Source organism: Pseudomonas sp. GW821-FHT02A08, from assembly GCF_059422045.1.
On record NZ_JBWKWD010000041.1, the window covers coordinates 37,396 to 60,670 of the forward strand.

General features: G+C 57.0%; 22 protein-coding genes and 1 pseudogene. 12 read left to right on the forward strand and 11 right to left on the reverse strand.

The window, feature by feature from the left end:
* Positions 1–154: 154 nt before the first annotated feature.
* Both AC07W4_RS23430 and AC07W4_RS23435 read left to right on the forward strand, forming a co-directional pair.
* The gene (locus AC07W4_RS23430; RefSeq protein ID WP_495034160.1) at positions 155–1,531 is read left to right on the forward strand and encodes a pyridoxal-phosphate dependent enzyme; all 1,377 of its coding nucleotides are present in this window, start codon (positions 155–157) and stop codon (positions 1,529–1,531) included.
* On the forward strand, positions 1,528–2,706 hold the full coding sequence (locus AC07W4_RS23435; protein WP_495034161.1) for a trans-sulfuration enzyme family protein: 1,179 nt from the start codon (positions 1,528–1,530) through the stop codon (positions 2,704–2,706). The genes AC07W4_RS23430 and AC07W4_RS23435 overlap by 4 nt, the downstream gene beginning before the upstream one ends.
* 250 nt (positions 2,707–2,956) lie before the next feature.
* On the opposite strand, the gene AC07W4_RS23440 is transcribed toward AC07W4_RS23435, so the two are convergent.
* From AC07W4_RS23440 to AC07W4_RS23455, 4 genes are read right to left on the reverse strand one after another with little or no spacing between them, the layout of a single operon-like run.
* Positions 2,957–3,571: a hypothetical protein gene (locus AC07W4_RS23440; RefSeq protein WP_495034162.1), complete on the reverse strand. Its 615-nt coding sequence runs from the start codon at positions 3,569–3,571 to the stop codon at positions 2,957–2,959.
* Entirely contained in the window at positions 3,568–4,185 is a 618-nt protein-coding gene (locus AC07W4_RS23445; protein WP_495034163.1) for a hypothetical protein, read from the reverse strand. The genes AC07W4_RS23440 and AC07W4_RS23445 overlap by 4 nt, the downstream gene beginning before the upstream one ends.
* The gene (locus AC07W4_RS23450; RefSeq protein ID WP_495034164.1) at positions 4,182–4,796 is read right to left on the reverse strand and encodes a hypothetical protein; all 615 of its coding nucleotides are present in this window, start codon (positions 4,794–4,796) and stop codon (positions 4,182–4,184) included. The genes AC07W4_RS23445 and AC07W4_RS23450 overlap by 4 nt, the downstream gene beginning before the upstream one ends.
* Positions 4,793–6,244, reverse strand: coding sequence for a PAAR domain-containing protein (locus AC07W4_RS23455; RefSeq protein WP_495034165.1), 1,452 nt, complete (start codon positions 6,242–6,244; stop codon positions 4,793–4,795). Before AC07W4_RS23455 ends, AC07W4_RS23450 begins: the two co-directional genes overlap by 4 nt.
* Positions 6,245–6,660: 416 nt before the next feature.
* Here AC07W4_RS23455 and AC07W4_RS23460 point away from each other — a divergent pair, with 416 nt between their 5' ends.
* The 5 genes from AC07W4_RS23460 (at position 6,661) to AC07W4_RS23480 (ending at position 11,709) form a co-directional block, all read left to right on the forward strand.
* Positions 6,661–7,512 carry a putative selenate ABC transporter substrate-binding protein gene (locus AC07W4_RS23460; RefSeq protein ID WP_495034166.1) on the forward strand — a complete coding sequence of 284 codons (852 nt, stop codon included), beginning with the start codon at positions 6,661–6,663 and terminating at the stop codon, positions 7,510–7,512.
* The gene (locus AC07W4_RS23465; protein WP_495034167.1) at positions 7,509–8,306 is read left to right on the forward strand and encodes a phosphonate ABC transporter ATP-binding protein; all 798 of its coding nucleotides are present in this window, start codon (positions 7,509–7,511) and stop codon (positions 8,304–8,306) included. The genes AC07W4_RS23460 and AC07W4_RS23465 overlap by 4 nt, the downstream gene beginning before the upstream one ends.
* Entirely contained in the window at positions 8,300–9,127 is an 828-nt protein-coding gene (locus tag AC07W4_RS23470; protein ID WP_495034168.1) for a PhnE/PtxC family ABC transporter permease, read from the forward strand. Before AC07W4_RS23465 ends, AC07W4_RS23470 begins: the two co-directional genes overlap by 7 nt.
* Positions 9,124–9,891: a phosphonate ABC transporter, permease protein PhnE gene (phnE, locus tag AC07W4_RS23475; RefSeq protein ID WP_495034169.1), complete on the forward strand. Its 768-nt coding sequence runs from the start codon at positions 9,124–9,126 to the stop codon at positions 9,889–9,891. Before AC07W4_RS23470 ends, phnE begins: the two co-directional genes overlap by 4 nt.
* Before the next feature lie 393 nt (positions 9,892–10,284).
* Positions 10,285–11,709: a DUF6161 domain-containing protein gene (locus tag AC07W4_RS23480; protein ID WP_495034170.1), complete on the forward strand. Its 1,425-nt coding sequence runs from the start codon at positions 10,285–10,287 to the stop codon at positions 11,707–11,709.
* Positions 11,710–11,958: 249 nt separating this feature from the next.
* On the opposite strand, the gene AC07W4_RS23485 is transcribed toward AC07W4_RS23480, so the two are convergent.
* Entirely contained in the window at positions 11,959–12,930 is a 972-nt protein-coding gene (locus tag AC07W4_RS23485; RefSeq protein WP_495034171.1) for a GTP pyrophosphokinase, read from the reverse strand.
* On the reverse strand, positions 12,930–14,027 hold the full coding sequence (locus tag AC07W4_RS23490; protein ID WP_495034172.1) for a nucleoid-associated protein: 1,098 nt from the start codon (positions 14,025–14,027) through the stop codon (positions 12,930–12,932). The genes AC07W4_RS23485 and AC07W4_RS23490 overlap by 1 nt, the downstream gene beginning before the upstream one ends.
* A gap of 1,116 nt (positions 14,028–15,143) precedes the next feature.
* Between AC07W4_RS23490 and AC07W4_RS23495 the strand changes: the two genes are divergently transcribed.
* From AC07W4_RS23495 to AC07W4_RS23505, 3 genes are all read left to right on the forward strand, one after another.
* Positions 15,144–16,013: a coiled-coil domain-containing protein gene (locus AC07W4_RS23495; RefSeq protein WP_495034173.1), complete on the forward strand. Its 870-nt coding sequence runs from the start codon at positions 15,144–15,146 to the stop codon at positions 16,011–16,013.
* 56 nt (positions 16,014–16,069) lie between these two features.
* Positions 16,070–16,381 (forward strand): hypothetical protein, encoded by a 312-nt coding sequence (locus AC07W4_RS23500; RefSeq protein WP_495034174.1) that lies wholly within the window; start codon positions 16,070–16,072, stop codon positions 16,379–16,381.
* Between the two features lie 111 nt (positions 16,382–16,492).
* Entirely contained in the window at positions 16,493–17,242 is a 750-nt protein-coding gene (locus tag AC07W4_RS23505) for a hypothetical protein (RefSeq protein WP_495034175.1), read from the forward strand.
* Positions 17,243–17,587: 345 nt separating this feature from the next.
* On the opposite strand, the gene AC07W4_RS23510 is transcribed toward AC07W4_RS23505, so the two are convergent.
* Positions 17,588–18,049 (reverse strand): HvfA family oxazolone/thioamide-modified RiPP metallophore, encoded by a 462-nt coding sequence (locus AC07W4_RS23510; RefSeq protein WP_116265222.1) that lies wholly within the window; start codon positions 18,047–18,049, stop codon positions 17,588–17,590.
* 618 nt (positions 18,050–18,667) lie between these two features.
* Between AC07W4_RS23510 and AC07W4_RS23515 the strand changes: the two genes are divergently transcribed.
* Positions 18,668–19,021 (forward strand): DUF6124 family protein, encoded by a 354-nt coding sequence (locus AC07W4_RS23515; RefSeq protein WP_495034176.1) that lies wholly within the window; start codon positions 18,668–18,670, stop codon positions 19,019–19,021.
* Between the two features lie 104 nt (positions 19,022–19,125).
* Here AC07W4_RS23515 and AC07W4_RS23520 read toward each other — a convergent pair whose 3' ends face one another.
* On the reverse strand, positions 19,126–20,142 hold the full coding sequence (locus tag AC07W4_RS23520) for a M14 family metallopeptidase (RefSeq protein ID WP_495034177.1): 1,017 nt from the start codon (positions 20,140–20,142) through the stop codon (positions 19,126–19,128).
* 171 nt (positions 20,143–20,313) lie between these two features.
* On the opposite strand from AC07W4_RS23520, the pseudogene AC07W4_RS23525 reads away from it, so the two are divergent.
* Positions 20,314–20,799: pseudogene (locus AC07W4_RS23525) on the forward strand (TetR family transcriptional regulator C-terminal domain-containing protein); the annotation flags it as partial.
* Here AC07W4_RS23525 and AC07W4_RS23530 read toward each other — a convergent pair.
* The 3 genes from AC07W4_RS23530 to AC07W4_RS23540 are packed head-to-tail and all read right to left on the reverse strand — an operon-like array spanning position 20,755 to position 23,189.
* Entirely contained in the window at positions 20,755–21,759 is a 1,005-nt protein-coding gene (locus AC07W4_RS23530) for a DMT family transporter (RefSeq protein WP_495034178.1), read from the reverse strand. The pseudogene AC07W4_RS23525 and the gene AC07W4_RS23530 overlap by 45 nt on opposite strands.
* On the reverse strand, positions 21,759–22,457 hold the full coding sequence (locus AC07W4_RS23535; RefSeq protein WP_015095644.1) for an ABC transporter permease subunit: 699 nt from the start codon (positions 22,455–22,457) through the stop codon (positions 21,759–21,761). The genes AC07W4_RS23530 and AC07W4_RS23535 overlap by 1 nt, the downstream gene beginning before the upstream one ends.
* 18 nt (positions 22,458–22,475) lie before the next feature.
* Positions 22,476–23,189, reverse strand: a complete 714-nt coding sequence (locus AC07W4_RS23540) for an ABC transporter permease (RefSeq protein WP_007981895.1) — start codon at positions 23,187–23,189, stop codon at positions 22,476–22,478.
* Positions 23,190–23,275 lie beyond the last annotated feature (86 nt).

Here is a 23,275-nt window from a genome sequence, read left to right on the forward strand (position 1 = left end):
GAGGAAAAAGCGTCGAGGTGACCGGCTGGCCGTGCAAGGTTGCGGTCGACCCGATCCCGGCCTATGGTCCAAGCGATGCATTGCCCGCGACCGGCGCGAAGACCCGGCGCGGATTGCTGTCCATCCAGTGCGGATTCACGCAAGGAGTGATGACATGCCCGACAATTCCCGTCCTGCCGTACTCGAACTGATTGGCAATACCCCGCTGGTACGCGTCAGCCGGTTCGATACCGGTCCCTGTACGCTGTTTCTCAAACTCGAATCACAGAACCCCGGCGGCTCGATCAAGGACCGCATCGGTCTGGCCATGATCGACACCGCCGAACGCGATGGTCGCCTCAGGCCCGGCGGCACCATCGTCGAAGCCACCGCCGGCAACACTGGCCTGGGCCTGGCCCTGGTCGGCCGCGCCAAGGGCTACCGGGTGGTGCTGGTGGTGCCGGACAAGATGTCCACCGAGAAGGTCTTGCACCTCAAGGCCATGGGCGCCGAGGTGCACATCACCCGCTCCGACGTCGGCAAGGGCCATCCCGAGTACTACCAGGACGTCGCCGCGCGGCTGGCGGCGGAAATTCCCGATGCGTTCTTCGCCGACCAGTTCAACAACCCGGCCAACCCGCTGGCCCACGAATGCAGCACCGCGCCGGAGATCTGGGCACAAACCCAGCACGATGTGGATGCCATCGTCGTCGGCGTCGGATCGGCCGGCACCCTCACCGGGCTGACCCGTTTCTTCAAACGCGTACAGCCGGACCTGGAAATGGTCCTGGCCGACCCGGTCGGTTCGGTGATGGCTGAATACAGCCGCGGTCGCCCCCTCCCCACCCCCGGTTCCTGGGCGGTGGAAGGCATCGGCGAAGACTTCATCCCGTCGATTGCCGACCTGTCCAGCGTGCGCCACGCCTATTCAATCAGCGACGAAGAAAGCTTTGATCACGCCCGCCAGTTGCTGCGCGCCGAAGGCATTCTCGGCGGCTCATCGACCGGTACTTTGCTGGCGGCGGCGCTGCGTTACTGCCGCGAACAGACCCAGCCGAAACGGGTGGTGAGCTTCGTCTGCGACACCGGTACGCGTTACCTGTCGAAGGTCTACAACGACCAGTGGATGAACGATCAGGGCCTGCTGCAACGCAAGCACTACGGTGACCTGCGCGACCTGATCGCGCGGCGTTTCGAGGACGGCCGGGTGATCAGCGTCGGCCCGGATGACACGCTACTGACGGCTTTTCAACGCATGCGCCTGGCGGATGTCTCGCAGCTACCGGTGCTAGTGAACGGTAAACAACTGGTCGGCGTGATCGACGAGTCCGACATCCTGCTGGGGGTGCATGAAGACGTTGCGCACTTCCGTAAAACCGTGGCCAGCGCCATGACCGACAAACTGCAAACCCTGTCCCCCGACGCCACGTTGGCTGAACTGGAAGCCGAACTGGGCCGTGGCCTGGTGGCGATCATCCAGGATGCCTCGGGCTTCCACGGCCTGATTACCCGAACCGACATGCTCAACCATTTGCGGAGATCCCTGCCATGAGTCAACAGGACAAAAACACCCCGCCAAAGGGCTTCGCCACACGGGTGATCCACGCCGGGCAAACGCCGGACCCATCCACCGGGGCCTTGATGCCGCCGATCTACGCCAACTCCACCTATCTGCAACAGAGCCCCGGGGTGCACAAGGGCCTGGACTACGGACGTTCCCACAACCCGACGCGCTGGGCGCTGGAGCGTTGCGTGGCCGACCTCGAAGGCGGCACCCGGGGCTTTGCCTTCGCCTCGGGGCTGGCGACCATTTCCACGGTGCTGGAACTGCTCGACGCCGGCTCGCACATCGTCTCGGGCAACGATCTGTACGGCGGCACCTTCCGCCTGTTCGACAAGGTGCGCCAGCGTAGCGCCGGGCACCGCTTCAGCTTCGTCGACCTGACCGACCTGGCGGCGTTCGAGGCCTCCCTGCAGGACGACACCCGCATGGTCATGGTCGAGACCCCGAGCAATCCACTGCTGCGCCTCACCGACCTCGCCGCCATCGCCCGCACCTGCCGTGCGCGCGGCATCATCTGCGTGGCCGACAACACCTTCGCCAGCCCGTGGATCCAGCGCCCGCTGGAGCTGGGTTTCGACATCGTGCTGCACTCGACCACCAAATACCTCAACGGCCACTCCGACGTGATCGGCGGCATCGCCGTGGTCGGGCAAAACGCCGAACTGGCCGAGCGCCTGGGCTTCCTGCAAAACGCTGTCGGCGCCATCGCCGGGCCGTTCGACGCCTTCCTCACCCTGCGCGGCGTGAAGACCCTGGCCCTGCGCATGGAACGGCATTGCAGCAACGCACTGGACCTGGCGCAGTGGCTGGAGCGCCAACCGCAAGTCTCACGGGTCTACTACCCCGGCCTGCCCTCGCACCCACAGCACGAGCTGGCCAAACGGCAAATGCACGGTTTCGGCGGGATGATCTCCCTCGACCTCAACAGCGACCTGGCCGGCGCCAAACGCTTCCTCGAAAACGTGCAGATCTTCGCCCTGGCCGAGAGCCTGGGCGGCGTGGAAAGCCTGATCGAACACCCGGCGATCATGACCCACGCCACCATCCCGCCCGATACCAGGGCAGAGTTGGGGATTAGTGATGGGTTGGTGCGGTTGTCGGTAGGGGTTGAGGACGTCGAGGACTTGCGCGCGGATCTGGCGCAGGCGTTGGCAAGGATGTAAGCAACCTGAATGGTGGGACACCGCAAAACCTGTGGGAGCGGGCTTGCTCGCGAAAGCGGTGTGTCAGTCGGTAAGGATGCAGACTGACACTCCGCTATCGTCGGAACGCCGCCCAAAGCAAGCTCGCTTACAGGGGTGGTGTTTCAGGAGGGCCACCACCGTCAGTACCATCGCCAGCCCAGGCGATACATCAGACTCATCGCACGCCTCCACCCGCAGCGATTGCTGCGTCCGTATTCATGACGCAGGGTCAAGGGTTCGTCCACGGCGTGGCCAGCGCCAATGTGATGAGGTAACGCTCTTCCGTTGGGCGCTTGTTGTCCTTGAAGCGATGAACCACCAGCATCACTTGATACTTGTCTTCCGCATGCCAATAGGAGGTGCCGCCTTTGTTCACGTCACGCAATCGGGCTCGCCATTCTGGCGTATCGGCGAATGGAGGATCTTCTTTGACCCGGATGGGGGTCCAGCCGGCTTTGCGCCATTGTTCCTGCAAATCCAGCACGACCTTGAGGGTGTCGTCGAGCAGTAGTGGCTCGATTTGCGGGGACATGCGGACGCCGTCGATCTGTCCATCATCGAAACCAATCGTGAAAAAGCGGGCCAGTGGGGTTACAAAACCGTACTTGGGATCAACGAAGCGCAGACGAGCATCGGATTCTGGAATACTGAACCATGCGTGACCAGGAATAGCCGGGCCAATGCTTGCGCTGGAGCGCTGGCGCATGGCTTCGTAGGGTTCGCCAATCACCAAGGCGATTTCCGGTTCATCCGACAGGAGTTGAATCACCACCACTGTCAGGAGAACCGTGACTGCAAGCACCACGACACCACGTCGCCACCCCACGCGATGCATCAAACTCATCGCATGCCCCGTGACTTACCAAGCTCCAGCGTGATGAGATAACGCTCTTCTGTGGGGCGATTTTTATCCTTAAAACGATTAACCACCAGCATCACTTGGTACTTGTCGCTTGCAAGCCAGTAGGCAGTGCCGCCTTTGTTAACGTCCCGCAGTTGGGCGCGCCATTGGGGCGTATCGGCGAACGATGGAAACTCCCTGACCCGATTCGGCGTCCAGCCACCCTTGCGCCATTGCTCCTGCAGGTCCAGCACGACCTTGAGCGTATCGTCTAGCAGCAGGGGCTCGACTTGCGGAGACATATGGACAACATTGACTGACTCATCACCTTTGAAGCTAATGGTGAAGTAGCGCGCTAGTGGAGTTATAAAGCCATATTGAGGGTCAGCAAGACGAAGGCGAGCATCCGCCTTTGGCAATCTACCCCAGAAATGCCCAGGGATGGCCGGATCAATGGCCGCACTGGAGCGTTCTCTCATGGTTTCCCAAGGCTCACCAATTACCAGTGCGATTTCCGGTTCATCCGATAGCACTTGAGTCGCTGCATATGTCAGGGGGGCCGCCACCGCCAGTGCCTGCACGCCGCGTCGCCAGCCAATGCCCTGCAACAGACTCATTGCACTCCCCTTGATCGGTGGATTCCCAATGTGATCAGGTAGCGCTCCTCGGTGGGACGCTTATTGTCCCTGAAGCGACTGACCACCAGCATCAGTTGGTACTTGTCACCTGCTCGCCAGTAGACTGTACCGCCCTTGTTGACATCGCGTAGTTGGGCTCGCCATTGCGGGGTGTCGGCTAACGATGGGAAATCCTTGACCCTGATGGGTACCCAACCGGCGTTACGCCATTGGTCTTGCAGATCCAGCACGACCTTAAGGGTGTCGTCGAGCAACAGTGGCTCGACTTGTGGGGACATGCGGACACCCCTTACTTTCTCGTCAGTAAAACCAACGGTAAAGAAGCGGGCCAGCGGGGTTACAAAGCCGTACTGAGGGTCTATGAAACGAAGGCGGGCATCAGACTTGGGGACGTTGAACCATGAGTGCCCCGGTATGGCGGGGTCGATGCTTGCGCTGGAGCGTTGACGCATGGCCTCGTACGGCTCGCCAATCACCAGCGCTATTTCCGGCACTTCCGATGGAACTTGAATCGCCGCTAGCGTCAGAAGGGCCGTGACCGCCAGCGCCATGACGATACGGCGCCAACCCACGCGATGTATCAGGCTCATCGTACGCCCCCATCCAAGGCGATATCCCGAATCGATTGCTCAATCTGTTCACGTTTGTCGCTATGCAACAAGCTATCAAACTGCTCTGCGGCTCTGAGCACGAAGGCCATGCGTTGCTTGACGTCGGCCAGGTTGGCAACGGGGTTGTTGCCAAACCCAATGGTGCGCCCGTCATCGACGGGATGGCACTGGCTGGCCAGGGTCAGCTCGATGGCTTGAGCGGCCCCAGAGGGCAAGTTGGTGACGTAGGAGGCATGGTTGCCACGAAGCAGCCATTTCAGTCCCGTGTCATCGTACATCGACGGTTGCAGGATGTTGACCTGTTCGTGTTCGGCAAGAAGCGCGACACTTTCCGCGATCCTGCCAGTCTCAATCGCCTCGAAGGCCAAGAGGACTTCTTCATGGTCAATCCCGAATTTCAGCGTTTCCTGCCCCACCGGCCACAGCACCGGATACTCACCACTCCCATAGATGTTCTTCCGTGAAGCCAGACAATCCTTCAACGCCGCCAACCCCCGCTCCGCATAAAACACATGCAGCGGATACACATCGAGGAACAGCGTGGTATTGCCCATGGCCAGCATCTCGTACACGAACTGGAACAGCCGTTGCGCGTACGACAGCGAGTCGTCGCCAGCACCGAGGGTGCCAAGCGGCACCGGGTTGTCGCGGTTGGCCTGTTCGTAATCCCGTTGGCGCTGTTCGAACTCGCGTATTTTCGCCCGCTTTTCCCGCTCACTGCGGCTGAGCAAGCCCACCAGCCCTTGTCTGGCACTGTACTTCAGGTGCTCTGTGGCCTGGTATTCGGCGTGAATCTTCTCGATCGACTCCGCCGCGTGCAGCAGACCGCAGCCCACCTGCTTGGAGGCGAAGGCGGCTAGGCCGGCCCACTGGAAGCGTGGGTCGTCGCGCCACAGTTGAGCGTAGGCGGCATTGATCGCCTTGTTGCGTGCCTTGGGGTCGGCAATCAGCTGGCCGCCCGGCGCCACGATTTTTTCGCCTCTCTGTTGATACACGCGCCAGAAGTTCTCGCAGACCCGGCCCGGCCATTCGCTGAAGGTCGGCACGTAGGGTTTCGGCGTCGAGGTATAACTGGCGGGGCGATTGCCGGGTGCGGAGGGCGTTTCCGGTTGCGCGGCTGTCCTTGCCGCTCGTGGCGCCGGGGCCTCTTCGTTGCAGTAAGTGGTATCGAGCACGGATGGAATCAGCCTGGCGTTGCAGGGGCAACTGCTGAAGCTGTCCAGCGTGCCGGCCAGTAATCTGCCGTGACTTTCGATGTGTGAAATGCCACCGACGATGACGTAGATCCTGTTGTCCTTGCCGCAGGAAACCGGGTCCCCGGCGCACGCGGCGGCAAAGTCAAACATCATCAGGTGGCCATCGGCATCCAGCACCTTGCCGCCGCAGGTGGTCCAGTCATCCTTGCGAATGAAATATCCCTCTGTCATTGCTTGATTTCCCTGTCTGTTGACGATTTGAGACAGGCGCTCGGGGCGCCCGCCAACACTCAAATGGCTCCCGCTCCCGATTGAAAAGGGAGGCATGGCAATGCGCGGCGCACAGGGTTAACGCAGGGGAAATGAACGTAAATGGGACGTTTCCGAGATACATGTAGGAAATGGAGAATTAATCGCTTACTGCTACGGTCTTCCAGCGATGAGTGTGAGGGGAACCGTGTTTTTCCAGCCGGCACGCGTAATCGTTAGCGTGCATCGCGAGCAAGCTCGCTCCTACACAATGCTGGTCAAGCACGCAGGACTCCCTATAATCGCGGCGTTTTCGTCTACCCTCACGAAGCGTCGTGCAGCAATCAGCTTGTGCGGGGCGCATCGACATTTTTCCGCTATTGAACCGGAGAACTTCCATGCTCAAACGTACCCTGGCTATGGCCGTCGGCCTGACCCTGTCCCTTTCCACCCTGCTGGCACAGGCTGCCGAGACCCTCAAGGTCAGCGCCATTCCCGACGAAGCCCCCACCGAATTGCTGCGCAAGTTCAAGCCCCTGGGTGAGTATCTGGAGAAGCAACTGGGCATGAAGGTCGAGTTCGTGCCGGTGTCCGACTACCCGGCGGTGGTCGAGGCGCTGGCCACAGACCGCATCGACATGGCCTGGCTGGGCGGTTTCACCTTCGTGCAGGCGCGTTTGAAAACCGGCAATGCCATTCCCTTGGTACAGCGTGAGCAGGATGCGCAGTTCACCAGCAAATTCATCACCGCCGACCCGGCGGTCAAATCCCTGGCCGACCTCAAGGGCAAATCGTTCACCTTCGGCTCGGTCTCTTCGACGTCCGGCAGCCTGATGCCGCGTTATTTCATGCTGCAGGACGGCATCAAGCCGGAAACCTATTTCAGCCGCGTCGGTTACTCCGGCGCCCACGACGCCACGGTCGCCTGGGTTCAGGCGGGCAAAGTGGACGCTGGCGTACTCAACGCCAGCGTCTGGGAAAAACTGGTCAAGGCCGGCAAGGTCGACACCGACAAGGTCAAGGTCTTCGCCACCACGCCGGCCTACTTCGACTACAACTGGACCGTGCGCGGCACCCTCGACCCGGCCCTGGCCGAGAAAATCAAGGTCGCCTTCCTCGCGCTCGACCCGGCCAACCCGGAGCAAAAGGCGATCCTGGACCTGCAGGCCGCCAGCCGCTTCATCGAGACCAAGCCTGAGAACTACAAGGGCATCGAGGAAGCCGCGCGCGCTGCCGAACTGCTGAAATGACCTTGCATCTGAACCGGGTCAGCCTCACCCACGACACGGGCGTGCGGGCGTTGCATGAGATCGACCTGCACATCGGCGCCGGTGAGCAGGTGGCGATCATCGGCCCGTCCGGCGCCGGCAAGTCGAGCCTGCTGAACCTGCTGGCCACCGCCCTGCGCCCCGACAGCGGCACGGTCGAGGTGCTCGGCGAGCAAGCCTGGCAGCTCGGCGCCCGACAGCGCCAACGCCTGCGCGCGCGCATCGGCCTGGTGCATCAGGCGCCGCCACTGCCACCGCGCCAGCGGGTGGTCACGGCGGTGCTGGCCGGCAAACTGGGGCAGTGGGGTTTTGCCAAAAGCCTGCTGAGCCTGTTGCATCCGGTGGATGTGCCCGGCGCACGCGCGGCCCTGGTTAAACTCGACCTTGGCGACAAATTGTTCGCCCAGTGCCAGCAATTGTCCGGTGGCCAACTGCAGCGCGTGGGCATTGCCCGCGTGCTGTACCAGGCCCCCGACGTGCTGCTGGCCGATGAGCCGGTGTCGGCGATGGACCCGGTGCTGGCCGGACACACCCTGTCGATCCTCTGCCGCCACGCCCGGGAACACAAGGTGACCCTGGTCGCCAGCCTGCATGCGGTGGATCTGGCGCTGAGCAACTTCTCGCGCATCATCGGTTTGCGCGACGGCCAGATCCTCTTCGATCTTCCCGCTGCCGACGTCGACCACGACTTGCTCGACCGGCTCTACGCCAACGAGCAACTGCAATCCCCGCCCGCTCCGGTGGCGCCCTTGAGCCTGCAGATTCCCCGATGCTGACGCGCGATACACGAGACCCGGCCACCCTGCCCCGCCTGCTGCTCAGCCTGCTGGCGCTGGCCCTGCTGTGGCCCGGCATCCACTTCAGCGAACTGGACCTGGGCGTGCTGCTCAAGGCCGACAGCCAGAGTGAAATGGGCCGTTTCGTTTCGGCCTTCTGGCCGCCGGCCCATGGCGAAGAGTTCCTCCAGTTGCTGTGGCAAGCCACCTTGCAGACCCTGGCCATCGCCACCGCCGGCATGGCCCTGGCCTTGCTGCTGGCCGTGCCCGCCAGCTTGCTCGCCAGCCGCGCCCTGTCACTGTCGGCTGCCTCGCGGGGTGGCCGCCCGAGCGCCCTGGGCCGGTTGTTGCGCTGGCCGGTGCGCGGGTTGCTGATCTTCCTGCGCAGCGTGCCGGAAATCGTCTGGGCCCTGCTGTTCGTGCGCGCCGTCGGCCTTGGCCCGACGGCCGGGGTGCTGGCCATCGCCATCACCTACAGCGGCATGCTGGGCAAGGTCTACGCGGAAATCTTCGAGTCGGTCGACCAGCGCCCCGCCCACTCACTGCTGCAAGCCGGCAGTGGCCGGTTGACGGCGTTCTGCTACGGCATCCTGCCCAATGTCGCGGCGGAGCTGCTGTCGTACACCGTGTATCGCTGGGAATGCGCGATCCGCGCGTCCGTGGTGATGGGCTTCGTCGGCGCCGGCGGGCTGGGCCAGCAGATCGACCTGTCGCTGCGCATGTTCGCCGGCGGTGAAGTGGCGAGCATGCTGCTGACCTTCTTCGTCCTGGTGCTATTCGCCGACCAGATCAGCCGCCTGCTGCGCTGGAGGTTCGCATGAATCGCCTGATCAACCTGCTGCTGATCCTCTGCATCGGCGCCGCGATCGTCGCCTCGTTCCGCTATCTGGGCATCGACCTCGGCGAACTGACGGGCAGCGGAAACCTGAAGCAGATGGGCGCCTACGTGCTGCGCTTTCTCAGCCCGGACCTGAGCGCCAGCCACCTGCAAGCCATCGGCCGTGGCGCCGTGGAAACCATGGCGATGTCCGCCCTCGGCACCCTGCTCGCGGCGGTGTTTGGCCTGCTGCTGGCGCTGCCGGCGGCCGGGCGCTTCGGCTGGCTGCTGCAGAGCGCGTCGCGACTTGTACTCAATGGCCTGCGCGCCATTCCCGAACTGGTGTGGGCCGCGCTGATGGTACTGGCCGCCGGCCTCGGCCCGAACGCCGGCACCCTGGCACTGGCCATGCACACCACCGGCGTACTCGGCCGCCTGTTCGCCGAAGCACTGGAAAACACCCCGCCGCAACCCGCCGAAGCCATTCGTTTGCAGGGCGGCAACGTGGTCTGGGCCTTCTGCTACGGCACTCTGCCTAACCTGTTTCCGCAGTTGTTGGCGTACATTTTGTACCGCTGGGAGAACAACATTCGGATGGCCAGCGTGTTGGGGTTTGTCGGGGCTGGTGGTTTGGGTCAGATGCTTTATGTCAGCCTTAGCCTGTTTCAGGAGGCTCAGGCTAGTACGGTGATTCTGGCTATGTTGTTGTTGGTGTTTGCTGTTGATGGGTTGAGTAGTTGGAGTCGGCAGCGGTGGGTTAAGGCGTGATGGGGGGTGGATGGATTTGGTCAGCTGATTGCGTTCGAGCTGAGCAGGCATTTGTATGGATTTGACTACCGCGTTTTATGGTTATGACTGGTTGAATCCACAACCAATAGCTGCCCTTCGCGGCAGGCAGCTAACGGCCAATAGCTGCCTGTCGTAACCGGCTGAAATCGACCCACTGCAGACCTTCGGCAACGGACGAAGCGGGCCAAAAGCTGCCTTGAATGTGTCCGTGGAACAAGGGTAATTTGGCCTGACTCAGGCATACATCAAGGCTCGCGCTGATTCGTTTATATCAAGTAATATCATTCAGAGCGTCGCTTGCATGGTGAACGTCAGCTAATCTGCGGTTGCTGCTACAAATTTACCAAACATCCTATGGCCAAGGAAGACTGCATGCCAGAAGTACACGAAGTAGTTTTGCGCCTGAACAGCGAGAAAATAAAATTTGAAAGGTATGAAGAATTACAGTCGTACTTGGAATTACAGATTAAGCATTGGAAATGGTTAACCAAATTGCCGAGCGCTTACAAAGATGCAGGCCAGGCAATATTTGAAACTTATTTCTTGAAGCCGATCCAGGAAGCTAAGCAATACGTTAATAATATTGGGGCGACAGAATTTAGATTAGGGAATGAAAAGATGCCATTCATTCTCTACGATAGTGATGAGGGTTTCCTTATCAGAAGGACTAGGGATGAGTATGATGATGTAACTGCCGCACTGACCCTTGTTTATTTGAATAAACATACCAGAAGTGCGGTTCATCGTGATGGGCAGATAAGCACCCTTACACAAAGTGATCGACTATCGTTTGAAAAATCTATCGCAATACAAATTGCTATTTCACTCCAAGGATTTTCTTCCATAGGCTCAGAAGCTCGCTCATCCGTGATGAGGGAAACCTTAGAGCGTTTTGTCTCCCATGCAGAATTAGCGACCGATGCAGTCAATGAGTACGTGACGGATATTATTGACTCAACATCAACAGCAAAATCGGATATAGACGGCCTCGCCAACTCGCTGACCGCCGCTTACCTGAGGCGTCGGAAAAAATATACAGCTTACATGATAAAAGTGCGTAATTCTGCACGAGCAGCCGTTAGCGAAGCAACGCATACTTTAGCTTCTGCGAAAGCGGCTTACCACGACCAAGTAGACTTAGATGCTTCTGTTCAATACTGGAGTGTTCGTAGGCGTAATCATTCAATATTTAAGGTTGTGTGGTTTTTTGCTGTCTTACTAAGCATGGTAGTAATGTTCAGTTCTGTACTGGGATACTTCGCAGCTGGGGGCGCTGTGGGTCTGTCTAGTTTAATTCACCAGCAACGCACGGAAAAGTCAGTCCTTATCAATCCGCCTTCCATGCGATTAGAGTCACCACTATCGTCAACTCAATCGACAAACCTTGCAGTCACACCGTCTAAGCTCGCACCTATCACGTCAGAATCCATAGCGTCTTCTTTGACTCCTTTGTCTACAATAGCCGTAGCAGCACCCACTCGCTCTGAACTCACTCTTGCAGTGGCGGATCTAGCGGGAGCGGCACTTTTGATAACATTGTTAGGGATTCTTATCAAAATTACTCTTCGTCAGTTCAACACCCATTCTTACTTAGCTTTGGAGGCAGAAGAAAGAATTACGTTCACAAAGACATACCTGGCTTTGTTGAATGAAGGTAAGCTCAAGTCTGAGGACGACCGCAAGTTAGTTTTAGAAAGTTTGTTTAGATCCACGAAATCTGGAGCAGTAGAAGAAATTCCATTCTCGAGTCCTTTAGAATTAATTTTCAAAACCATCGGTGATAAAAAACCAGGATGATGTAGTTTAAAAGCTCTTTCATGGCCGCTCTCTTCCGATCACAACGGGCGGAAGTCGGCCAAGAACAGTCGGTCAGCGTCTACAAAACTAAGGACGATTCACTCGCCCTGATGCCACACAACCTACTCGGGCGCTCTTTCGGGCGAGCGGTTTTTGTTATCTAAGCCAGAATCATCGCCGACCAGACGGCCTTGAAGGCGCTGCAGGAGCATAATAGGGGGATCTGTCGACGAGTCGTAGAATTCAGGTTTAGCAATTCACGTCTGCAGTAACAAGAGTTAGAGAGCGCCAGTCACCCGGCAAAGGCCACCGCGCTTTGAGCGTAGTACTATCACTGTTCAAAGCAAGCCAGTAAACAAAAAGAATAACGCTGTTGCTAAATAGCCCTTTGGTTGAGGCTCTTTCTTTTATTTTGCGGGCTATATATTTTTTTGAATTTAGTAGCTCGTTGATTTCTTTTGAAAGCCCAGGCTCTAACATATTACTGAATGCGTCGATTATTAGGAGTGAGGTTTTACTATCAGGGGCAATGTACTGCCCTCCTATGTGCTCTCTAAATATGTTTTCAAGATCTTTAGCGAATGCCGCTCTAGGTGCATTTGCATCGTCAAGTAATTTGATGGTGCGACTAAACAAATCATCGGTTGTTTCAATCAACGCCATGCTTCTAGCTACATGTCGCTCAGCTGAGCTGGTTACCAAACCTTTTGGTTTGTAAATATTATCGTGAACCATTTCGGCATAAGCATGTTGCAACAAGGTTCTGATCTGAACCTCGCAGCATAAGTCTTTACTGACGTTAAAGTCGTCAACTACAAAATCTTCTAACGGTCGAATTTCATAATGCTTTGATTGGTAGTCGAAGCTCTTTGTATTGCTTTCAATCTCTAGAAGAAAATCTTTAGAAACCTCTGCCTTCCAAGAGCGCTCGGTAGAAATGATGTCGCATATGGTTTTTATGTCTTCAGTCAAGAGCACAACAAATCGAATTCCAACCAAATCTGTCATTTGCAAGATAGGGTTGTCATAGCCTTTTCTTCCGATCTTGCCGACAGCCGAGGCCGTGTCTTTGACCCTAGGCAATACAGGGATTTTTATAAGCGCTGGTGAGTGGCCTGATTCAATAAGGCTTGATTGAATTCTGCTCGCAATAAACCGTCCCCACGCTTCAAGAGGAGAACGGTTTATTTCCAAGTATTCAACAAATGACTCGGCACTCATTATTTCTGGCTTTCAAGTCTGCTATTAATGGTCACAATTGTAGTGCCTTTCTCATCAAGCGATTCAATTTTCAAAAGATTCTCATCACTTTCCGACGGAGTGCTAAGCCATACCCCATTGGTGAAAACATATTTACGTCTACGCTTAAGTTTGGCGTTTATATATTCGTTGTCTTTGATCACCGCATTTTTTGGAAAGCTTTTTGAGTCCATAAAGGATGAGTAGCTTTCTCTTAAACCAACCGGAAGATGTTTTTCGGAAAAATCAGTAACACTTATGGTTGCGGCTTGACTTTTTAAATCTGATCTAAGGGCTTCGTGCAAATCGAGTTTTTGCTCCGTTGAAATAGGAGCAGTATCAATAAAAGTTCTCGTGTGTTCAAAAAAGTCCTGCGTCAGTTTTTTTGACGATGCTTGAATGCTCATACCAAGAAAATTGCCGTAAAAATATGCAGCAGCATTTCGGGTTTCTGTAGCTGTCATCAGATGATCAAAGAGAAATGCCCTATAGTCAGAAGGTGAGTATAAATGATTAACAGGTGCTCGACTGTGCACAGGAGAAATTAAACCGATCTTGTACAGTCGTTGAGCTTCTGTTAATAGCAGCTCAGATATATATTCGACATTAACGTTGTCATCGTCTTCGTTTGCTCTGAAACCATCCTGTATATCTGCTTTTATTACAGCGAGAAAGGGATTGTCCTTGTCTCCAACTCGACCTCGAATTACAGCTAGCATTCCACCTGGAGCGTTTGTGCTCAATTGCGCTTTACTTAAGTCAAGTGCAAGACTCTGGGATTTCAGGATAAAATCCTGATCACTACATGCGAGCATGGTTGCTGACTTTTGGAAGAAGCTGTCAGCATCTTCAAGAGAAATGCTCATTTCTATGCCGTGTGATTTATTACCTAATGCTTTTTGAATTCGCAGTTGGAGTGTGTCAAGTGCTTCTTGAGGGAAGACGCTTAGTTTTTGGCTGGTTTTCGGCGGTACTAAATCCGACCCTGACCTAGGGTGGATTTTGTGAATTATTACTTTTTCAATAGACAGACCTTCAAAACTGAAAGCTGCTAGTTGCGGAGATTCGACTGCCGTCATGATTTTGCGCTCCTTTGCTTTCATATGATCAAGTAGAAACTTTTTTGCTTGACGCACTGCTCCTATGACTACACCTCCATTTGCATTGGATCGGGGCCTAACCCTATGAGGAGCGTTACTATCGTCCTCTGTCATCAATCGTATCTGACGATCCAGTCGGGTCATCATCACGGCATCATCTAAATCTCCTGAGGATATCAATCGGCCTTGGTGTGACCACTTGCAGCGTGCGTCGTGACCTAAGATAAGGCAAAACGCCACCCTCGGATACCCATTCAGGCATTACGTGGAGTCGACGCCGATTGAGCGCAGTTTGTCGATTCTCTTCACATTTGCGGGCCAATACCGAGATCTCCGGCGAATAAAGCTCTTTGCATACCATCGTGAGCTGATCAGAATCTTGACGGTCTCCAGCCTCTCGTCAGTTTCTTCCAAGTCGTACAGCGAATTTTTAATCTGTATGTACATACAGTATAGCAATCTGTAACTTTGTCCGATTTAAGGCGACGAAATGCATGTTTACCGGACGCTCAGTCGAGCGCCATGAGGACGGCTAGGGTGAGCTTGATGAGCTCTTCGTTCTGATCCATGGTGAGCAGCGCACGTTCTCAGCTACGTCGGCGGAGCGATATAGCCAACCTTGTTGCATCGACCGGTTGAATCCACAGTCGATTGCAGCCCATCGCAACAGGCAGAGATCGGCCAAAGGCGGTCTACTTTTTTGCACGTCAGCGATTGAACGCCCGCCTCCCCCCGCAGAACGCCCCATGACAGGACAGGTCCCGCGTCGCTAGCGGAATGAAAAGCGCGACGTTCCGCAGCTGACATCAGAAAAATAGATTCATCCCTTTCACCGTCCCAGGATTGCTCACTGAGGCGTCCAACACGTGCAACGTGGCAATCGGTTATTGAAGGCAACGGCATGGATGGCAGTGATGACGTTGATTCATCAATGTCCATCAATCAGCTAGACGCCCAGTTCCGATGCCAGCTTAATGATGCTAGATTGCCACTCCCACCCATGGAGACTGCTAACCCAAGGAGTGAGTCGTGAGGAATGATTTGGTGGTTGCCTGCTTGGCTCTGTCCCTAACGGGATGTGGGGATGGTGGCGAAATGTATAAGAAGCAGGCAGAGAGCCTTCGATCAGACGTCGAATCTCTCCAGGCAGAAGTGAAGGCCGCACAGAGCAAAATCGCTCAGCTCGAACAGGAAAATACGATCCTCAAAGAGACGCCGCCACTTTTGTTGACGCAGGTCAGAAAGGCTATCGACAGCGGAGATGAAGCGAAGGCGAAAGAAGCCCTCGGATCGTTGACTACACGCTACGCAGACTCAGCCGAAGCCGTAACTGGCATTAGTCTTGTGCAAAAAATGGTTAAAGACCGAGAGGCCAAAGAACAAGAAGAGCGTCGGCTGGCGGCTCTTGGTATCAAAACAATCCCAGTCAAAGACACTTTCGCTGCGGGCGACAGCGCCGTAGCACTGCAGTCTGCGCAGATAGCCGGCCAATGGAGCTTTAACGATCATGGTGATGAATACGAGTATCGATCAGCCGAGCGTGGATCTCGCTACATCACGGCCAAGGTAACCTATTCATCCAAAAGCAAAGACCCTCTGTTGGCGCCACTGATCGTTTACGTAGCAAATGGAAGCGAGCTTAAACGACTAGGGGTTATGGGCTTCGAATTCGTACGCTGGAGCAGCTATGCGACGTTCCTAGGTAACTACCATGACGACGCAAACGATTTTGCTCACACGGCAAGCATCAGATTCTCCATGGGACTTCAAGTCCAGAATGAAGCGATCACTAAACCGTTATATATCGTTGCTTCCTCCACGGGTTGCGCTGATCGTAGCTCGGATCGTTTCGGCAAACCGCCAGTGAGCTATTCGACTTACAGCTGTGAAAAAGCTGCACCCGAAATCCTCCGTGCAAGCGACTTCAAAGATGGCCGGTTCGGTATCGTTAAGCGCATAGATTGAACTGGAAGATAAGACTCTCACCAATGCAATTTGTGCGACCTCTAAGGGCTGACAATATGAAGAAGGCTTTAACTGCATCAGGCATTGCCCTGATCTGCTTGATCGTCTACACCCAGATTACGATATTCTCCGTACCGCCAATCGGAGCGGTGCCTGAGGGAAGGACAGTCATCATGCTCCGCCTCAACAAAACGAATTTCATCGATAGCGCGGATGCCATGTGTGTTCGAATCCAGGGCTATGTCAGCCTCCTTTGCCGAGGGATGACCATGGCGGGCGTCGTAAACGCCACCACCATCCTAGCCCGTCTGCCTTACTCCGAAACCATCTACAAGATAAGTACGGACGGTAAGACCTACGATCAATAGTGTTTTTCCGAAAGCGACCTAATCGGGGACGGACTTTTTTCATCCAGAAAAAATAAATCCGCCCCCTTTTTTCTTACTTCTAAATTTCCCACGCTTGGAATATATCGAGTGATGAATACACCATTTTTTGACGCAGATCACTGGCACCATAAAGCGCTAATGGATTTCATAGCAATCAGAGACTTGCACGAGTTACTTTCTAGCAAAACCGCGATTGATGCTCACCTCAATTCTCGGACTGTAATGTCTTTGAAGGATAATGGAGGCGATTTCGAGATAAAAAATCGGTTAGGCGCTCAGCTTTCGAGTTCTCTGACAAATTCAATCGATCATTTCTCGGCATTAACAGTCCTAGCATTGTCTACAACCTTTGAAGTGGCCACTAAAGATTTTTTTCGTAATATTTTCGTTTCACAGCCGCTGCTCATGCATGATTTCCTCACTTCGGCGGATCAATCTGGAATTATTTTTCTTGCCGACGTGATAAAAGCGGGGGATTTTAACAATCTTATTAACAGCCTAGCTGAGAAAGCGTCAAATTCCGCAGCTAAAGGTAAGTATAGCAGTGTCCTTGCGCGTATATTCAGACTCTGCAAATGGAAAGACACTACGGGAATTAAGGATAAGATTGATTCTATCCAAGCGGATAGAAACTTCATCGCGCACGAAAAAGCGATCAACAGCCGCTCGATAGAGAGCATTTCGGATACGCATTCAGTTGTTGCCCATGCGCTGGAAATACTTGCGGAGTGCGCCATAAAAAAGAAAATTCCGGGACGTTACACTTGCGTACAGCGTACGCATTTTTTGATATTAGGCGATCTACATGTCTTGGCTGACGACGTGATGAAAGATGCTTGACCAAGCTTGAGCTAGTTAGGCAGTTGTGGTGGTCAAACATACACGGACTCTTTCTGGTTCTGATTCAAGATGAGACCCAAACCGAAGTCGCACACTGTACGACCGCTTGTCATCGCCACTAAGCTGCCACTCTTGAACGCCCGCTTTGGGTCGGCTGAAGCCCTTGGCGACAGGCAGCTATTGGCCGTTCTCTGCCGGTCATGGTTACAAAGCTGCCGGTTCAATCCGATGCAATCGGTGGTCAAGAGGAGTGCAATTCCGCGCCTGACGACCAAACCACTACTGCCCACACAAAAAAACCCTTCCTGCGCCTCAACACAGGAAGGGTTTTTTGTTTGCGGCTGATCAGTCTTTAGCCTGGCTCAACTTGGTGAACAGCTCGGTCGGCACTTTCTTGCCATTGGAGGTGTACTGGTTGGTTCGGAATTTGTACACCTCCCCCTCGGACAGGAAACCGTCGCCGTTGGCGTCCATCGCTTTGAATTCCTCTGTGCCCTTGGGTGCCACGGCCAGCAGTTCCTTGAGCGAGACGCGGCCGTCATGGTCGGCGTCGGTGCGGGCGAAAGACGCATCGCCGCACTTGCCTTCACCGCACTTGCCTTCGGCCTGGGTCTTTTGGGCGCTGGCTTCGCTGGCACCGCATTTGCCTTCGCCACACTTGCCTTCGCTGGTCTTTTCGGCGGAGGCCAGTTGATAGCCCTGAGGCAGGGCTTCGGCGGAAAAAGCCGAGGATGCGAAGTTGATACCGCCGACCAGTGCTACAGCGATCAGGCCAATACGGGTTTTGTTCGACTGGATACGAGACATGTTGATACTCCGGATCAATGACGTGGCGGGACCACTATTGGTCGTACCACAAGGGTTGATGAACCTGGTTGCGAGCTGCGTTGTGCTTCTCGCTTTGGCAGGTCTATTTGGCCCCAGTGGTGTATCCGGGCTGTATCCGTGATGAGTGGGTTTTGTAGGGTTGTAGTCGGATTTCGTGCGCTGATACACAGCGATACACGAAAGCCGGTCTTCCGTTGATCAGGGATGTTTTTGCTCGCGTGGGGATCGCTCGACATTGCCCACGAGCGCTTGTTTAAAAAGGTTGTAGGGTATTTCCGGCGGGCTACAAGACCTTGCGTCGTTGCCTACGGGTACGCCAGAATCCGCCGGCTTGTGCGCCTTGGGGTCGGGTTCTATCGTGTCCGCGTCGCTGCCAATTCAGCGATCAGGCTTGGAACCCTGATGAGTAAACGGCGCATGACGCCCTTCATAACAATGCTTGCATGCTTTTGAGCGTGTACTCCGTTATGGCGGCTGTGCGTGGGAGATCTTCGGGTCTGCCGGGTTCCGTTTACCCCGGGTTCCAACCTGCGTACAGCTGCCACCCTTCGCTTGGAACCGAATGGTGCAGCTTTAACTCGTAGACGGAGAGTTGCCATGTTCAAGGTCACCCCCAACCCGCCGGACACCGATCCGACATCCCCCTGCGAACCCGATTCACACAGGCTCAATGAGGCCACCGAACCCGCCTTCCACTTCCCCTCGACCGCAGATATCAAAGCCACACCGCGCACACCTTGTTCCCTGTTTACCGTCGACCCCGAAGCCGATACCGAAACGCTGATGGTGTATCTGGTCGAGACGCTGGCCTCGGTCGATGTGATGGTGCATCAGTTGGTGGATCATCTGGATGGTGGGTCGCGCAATGCCCTGTTGGGGATTTCCAATAGCGTGATGCTGGCGGAGATTACGGCGAACCGGGTGCTGGATCAGATTGATCCGCGTGAATAAACCCGGTCAATTGTAGGAGCTGGCTTGCCAGCGATGGCGGCGGCACATTCACCATCGCATCGCCGGCAAGCCGGCTCCCACAGGGGTTGTGTGTTTGATGTTGGTTAGTTCGGGTCGAGCAACCCGCCGCTCCAGTGACGCGACATCCGGCTGCCGGTGAATTTCGCTACGCCCATGCCCTGGGCGATCAGTCGGTCGCGATAGCGCGTGACCAGGCGCCCTGCTTGTTCGGCGTGCAGGACCACTTCGGAGGACGGATCGCCCGGGGTTCTGAGTATCCGGGCAAAGCGCTGCCCTTCTTCGACAAAATCCCCCAGCTCTTTTTCGAAGATCAGCACGCCGGGTTGCGGGGCGATGATGGTTTCCATGTGGCCCATTTCCACGGCTTCGACAGGCCAGTCTGCAGGCGCCACGGACTCATCGATGACGCCGCAACCGCACAGCCAGTGGTACAGCCCTTCGGCATCCGACTCGGCGAAGCGGTCGTTGACATCGCCCTGTCCGCGCAGCTCCAGGGTCGCGGCCATGCGCCCTGCTGTGACGCCGTCGCGTATCCACGGGGCGATGATGGTTTCTTCGAAGGAACCATCGCCGCCGTCATCCCAGATGATCGCCACGTCCATCTTCATCGCCGCCGCCAGTTCGCGGCCACGGGGCCAGAAATTGCGGTGTACGTAGAGGTACGGCAGGGCCTCGTCATCGGTGTGCAGGTCGAGCATCACGTCGGCCGGGGCGGCCAGTTGCACCAGTTTTTTTTGCCATTGCTGGACGCAGGTCGAAGGTCGCGCCATGGCTGCCGACTGGTCGAACGCGCGATTGAAGTTGTGCCCGGTCGCGTCGTGGTAACGCCCGAGAATCCGGCCCTGGCGAAACTGTCCGATGCCCAGTGGATTGGCTTGTGGCACCACGGTCACCTGGCCCTTGAGCCGACCCTGGGCTTCGGCGATCTGTAGTCGTTGCATCAGCACATGCAAGACCAGCATCCCGGCGATTTCATCGGCATGCACCCCGGCCTGCAGGTGCACGTTCGGCCCGCTGCCATCGCCGGCATAGCGCCAGGCACCGACCCGCACGGCATCGCCGTTGTTGTTGCTGACACTGAACGAAATATCCTGCGGCATTGGTTTTCCCTCCTGTCATGACCGTTGAAAAACGCTGTATCGCGGCTGTCGAGGCTGGTGATTGAACAGGTGTTCAACTAAGCTCGACGGCGTGGAAGCTCATCCAGGGACAGCCTTGTGACAACCGATGCCCAGAAAAACCGTCGCGCCGAACCCGAAGACCGCCGCGAAATGCTGGTGGCGGCCACCCTGCGCTGCCTGGGCCGCGACGGTCACGCCGGGATCTCCGTGCGGCGCATCGCCACCGAAGCCGGGGTGTCCGTGGGTTTGCTCAACCATCACTTCGGCAGCATCGAGGCACTGATCGCCGACACCTACCAGCGGCTCGCGAGCGAACTGACCTGCGCCCTGCTCCAGGAAATCGAACAGGCCGGCACCCCCGCACAGAAGATGGATGCGTTCCTCGTCGGCTCGTTTTCCCCTCGGGTCATGGACCCGAAACTGCTCGGGGTGTGGGTGGTGTTCTGGAGCCTGATCCGTCACTCCGAACACGTCAGCCAGTCCCACGAAAAAACCTACCGCGCCTACATCGATCTGCTCAGCCAATTGCTCGATGAACTGGCAGCCAGCGAAGGCTTCGTGATTCACGACACGCGCCTGGCCGCCATCGGCCTATCGGCGATGCTCGACGGTCTCTGGCTCGAGTGGTGCCTGAACCCCGAGACCTTCAGCGCCGCCAACGGGCTGCATATCTGCCGTTGCTGGATAAAGGGGCTGCGTCACGGAGCATTCAGCACCGACGACGTCCTGTGACGGGTGCCGGCCGAAGATCATCGCCAGGGTGCCACTGACGGCGATCAACCCGGCGCCGATCATCAGTGACGTGTCCATCAGCGTGCCCCAGACCAGGCTCGACAGGGCAAACGCCCAGATCAAGCCGGTGTATTCGAACGGCGCGAGCAAGGTCGCGGTGGCGCGGCGGAAACTGGCGAACAACAGGAACTGGCCGATGCCGCCCACCAGGCCGGCGCCGAGCATGCCCAGCCAGGCCGGTGTCGGCGAGGGTGTGTAGGTCCACGGCAGCGCCACCGCCATGCAAATCACAAACACCACGTTGGTGATCAGCATCTGTTCCAGCACGGAGGTCTGGTCATCCACCTGACGCAGCTGGATGTAGGTGAACGCCCAGCACATCGCTGCCAGCAGGGTCAGGACGATGGGCAACGGATCGGTCATGTGGTCCGGGCGACAGGCAATGACCACCCCGACAAAACCGATGATCAGGCTGAACCACTGCCAGCCGCTGGCGCGCTCCTTGAGTATCACCGCCGCGAGCACCGTGACCATGATCGGCGCGGAAAAATACAGGGTGGTCATCTCGGCCAGGGTCAGGTCCCGGGCCGCCGTGTAGTACAGCACCCAGGCCACTATCGACAGCAAGCCGCGCACCACCAGCAGGCGCCGGCTCGGTGAATGCCAGGCCCGCTGGATAACGCGCGAACGCCCCGCCAGCAGCACGGCCACAACCACCACGGCGGCACGCCAGAACAGAATGGTGACCACCGAATAGTCGGCCACCAGCCACTTGATGACCGCATCCTGCAACGACAGGAACGCATAGCCCAGGGTGCACAGGCCAATGCCCTGCAGCGAGCGGTCGACTTTGGACGAACTCATCAGGCCGACCTGCGCACGGGCGTCCCACGCCGTTCGGCAAAGGCAAACAGCGCTTCGATCAGGAACGTCAGGCAGACGTAGACACCGGCCACCAGCAACAGGGGTTCGTACACTTGCAGGGTTTGCGCGCGGACCACGTTGGCGGCGCCGAGCAGGTCGATCACGGCGATGGTCGAGGCCAGCGCCGTGGACTTGAGCAGCATCACGGTCTCCCCCGCCAGGGTCGGCAACAGCAGGCGCAGGGCCCGGGGCAAGCGCACCCGCAGCAACGACTGGCGCGCGGTCATGCCAAAGGCCGACGCGGCCTCCATCTCGCCCTTGGGCACCGCCAGCAGGCCACCGCGAATCACTTCGCCGACATAGGCCCCCATCGACACCACCAGAGCGAACACGATGTACCAGTAGCCATCGCGCAGGTACGGCCAGAGGAAACTGCCGCGAATCAGCGGGAACTGGGCAAACAGGCTGCCCAGCCCGTAGTAGTAGATGTAGATCTGGATCAGCAACGGCGTGCCGCGCGTCACGCTGGTGTAGAACAGGCTGACCTTGGCGATCACCTTGTTTTTCGAGATACGCGCCAGCGCCACCAGCACCGCCAGCAGGTAACCGAACACACTGGAGACCAACAGAATGATGAGGGTGGTTTGCAGCCCCCGGCCCAACAGCGCCCCGTATTCAACTATCCACGCTGGAATCATTTCATTCTCTCTGCCGGTTCAGTCAACAAGAGGCATCCAGCGACGAATACGTCGCTCCAACCGTCCCGAAAGATAGTTCGACGCCAAGGTCACCGCGTAGTACAGCGCGGCAGCCGTGAGGTAGAACAACAGGTAGTGGCGCGTCGAACCCGCGCCTTGCTTGGCGGTGTACAGCAGTTCGTTGGTGCCGACCACGCTGATCAGCGCGCTGTCCTTGATCAGGTTGATCCACAGGTTGGCCATCCCGGCCATGGCGTAAGGCGCCATGATCGGCAGCGTGACCCGGCGGAACAGACCGAAACCGTTGAGGCCGAACGCCTTTGCCGCTTCGATTTGGCCGAAGGGAATCGCCTGGATCGCCGCGCGGAAAATCTCCGAGGCGTAGGCGCCCTGCACCAGCCCCAGCACCACGATGGCTGCCAGCGGGCCGCTGACGTTCACCACGCCGTAGCCGAGTCGGGTCATCAGCGAGTTGAGGAGCATGGAGCCGACGTAGTACAGCAACAGAATCAGCAGTAGCTCAGGAACCGCGCGGAACAAGGTGGTGTAGCCGCGCATCAGCGCTGCAATCGGCTTTGGCGCGCCGAGCTTGAGGCACGCCACCACCAACCCGATGGCCAGCCCGAGCACAAAGGCCCCGGCGGAAATCTGCAGGGTCATCCAGAGCCCCTTCAACAGCGCACTGCCCCATCCCTGCTCGGTGAAATTGATCAGATCGAACATTGCCGGCATATCAACCTCCAGTAAAAACAACACCGGACCCTGTGGGAGCGGGCTTGCTCGCGAAAGCGGTGTGTCAGTCGACATCAATGTTGAAT

Bases quoted from the DNA above. Each gene is read 5' to 3' on its own strand.
- AC07W4_RS23430 (WP_495034160.1), top strand. From the start codon at position 155: ATGCCCGACAATTCCCGTCCTGCCGTACTCGAACTGATTGGCAATACC.
- AC07W4_RS23435 (WP_495034161.1), top strand. From the start codon at position 1,528: ATGAGTCAACAGGACAAAAACACCCCGCCAAAGGGCTTCGCCACACGG.
- AC07W4_RS23440 (WP_495034162.1), bottom strand. From the start codon at position 3,571: ATGAGTTTGATGCATCGCGTGGGGTGGCGACGTGGTGTCGTGGTGCTT.
- AC07W4_RS23445 (WP_495034163.1), bottom strand. From the start codon at position 4,185: ATGAGTCTGTTGCAGGGCATTGGCTGGCGACGCGGCGTGCAGGCACTG.
- AC07W4_RS23450 (WP_495034164.1), bottom strand. From the start codon at position 4,796: ATGAGCCTGATACATCGCGTGGGTTGGCGCCGTATCGTCATGGCGCTG.
- AC07W4_RS23455 (WP_495034165.1), bottom strand. From the start codon at position 6,244: ATGACAGAGGGATATTTCATTCGCAAGGATGACTGGACCACCTGCGGC.
- AC07W4_RS23460 (WP_495034166.1), top strand. From the start codon at position 6,661: ATGCTCAAACGTACCCTGGCTATGGCCGTCGGCCTGACCCTGTCCCTT.
- AC07W4_RS23465 (WP_495034167.1), top strand. From the start codon at position 7,509: ATGACCTTGCATCTGAACCGGGTCAGCCTCACCCACGACACGGGCGTG.
- AC07W4_RS23470 (WP_495034168.1), top strand. From the start codon at position 8,300: ATGCTGACGCGCGATACACGAGACCCGGCCACCCTGCCCCGCCTGCTG.
- phnE (WP_495034169.1), top strand. From the start codon at position 9,124: ATGAATCGCCTGATCAACCTGCTGCTGATCCTCTGCATCGGCGCCGCG.
- AC07W4_RS23480 (WP_495034170.1), top strand. From the start codon at position 10,285: ATGCCAGAAGTACACGAAGTAGTTTTGCGCCTGAACAGCGAGAAAATA.
- AC07W4_RS23485 (WP_495034171.1), bottom strand. From the start codon at position 12,930: ATGAGTGCCGAGTCATTTGTTGAATACTTGGAAATAAACCGTTCTCCT.
- AC07W4_RS23490 (WP_495034172.1), bottom strand. From the start codon at position 14,027: ATGACGGCAGTCGAATCTCCGCAACTAGCAGCTTTCAGTTTTGAAGGT.
- AC07W4_RS23495 (WP_495034173.1), top strand. From the start codon at position 15,144: ATGTATAAGAAGCAGGCAGAGAGCCTTCGATCAGACGTCGAATCTCTC.
- AC07W4_RS23500 (WP_495034174.1), top strand. From the start codon at position 16,070: ATGAAGAAGGCTTTAACTGCATCAGGCATTGCCCTGATCTGCTTGATC.
- AC07W4_RS23505 (WP_495034175.1), top strand. From the start codon at position 16,493: ATGAATACACCATTTTTTGACGCAGATCACTGGCACCATAAAGCGCTA.
- AC07W4_RS23510 (WP_116265222.1), bottom strand. From the start codon at position 18,049: ATGTCTCGTATCCAGTCGAACAAAACCCGTATTGGCCTGATCGCTGTA.
- AC07W4_RS23515 (WP_495034176.1), top strand. From the start codon at position 18,668: ATGTTCAAGGTCACCCCCAACCCGCCGGACACCGATCCGACATCCCCC.
- AC07W4_RS23520 (WP_495034177.1), bottom strand. From the start codon at position 20,142: ATGCCGCAGGATATTTCGTTCAGTGTCAGCAACAACAACGGCGATGCC.
- AC07W4_RS23530 (WP_495034178.1), bottom strand. From the start codon at position 21,759: ATGAGTTCGTCCAAAGTCGACCGCTCGCTGCAGGGCATTGGCCTGTGC.
- AC07W4_RS23535 (WP_015095644.1), bottom strand. From the start codon at position 22,457: ATGATTCCAGCGTGGATAGTTGAATACGGGGCGCTGTTGGGCCGGGGG.
- AC07W4_RS23540 (WP_007981895.1), bottom strand. From the start codon at position 23,189: ATGCCGGCAATGTTCGATCTGATCAATTTCACCGAGCAGGGATGGGGC.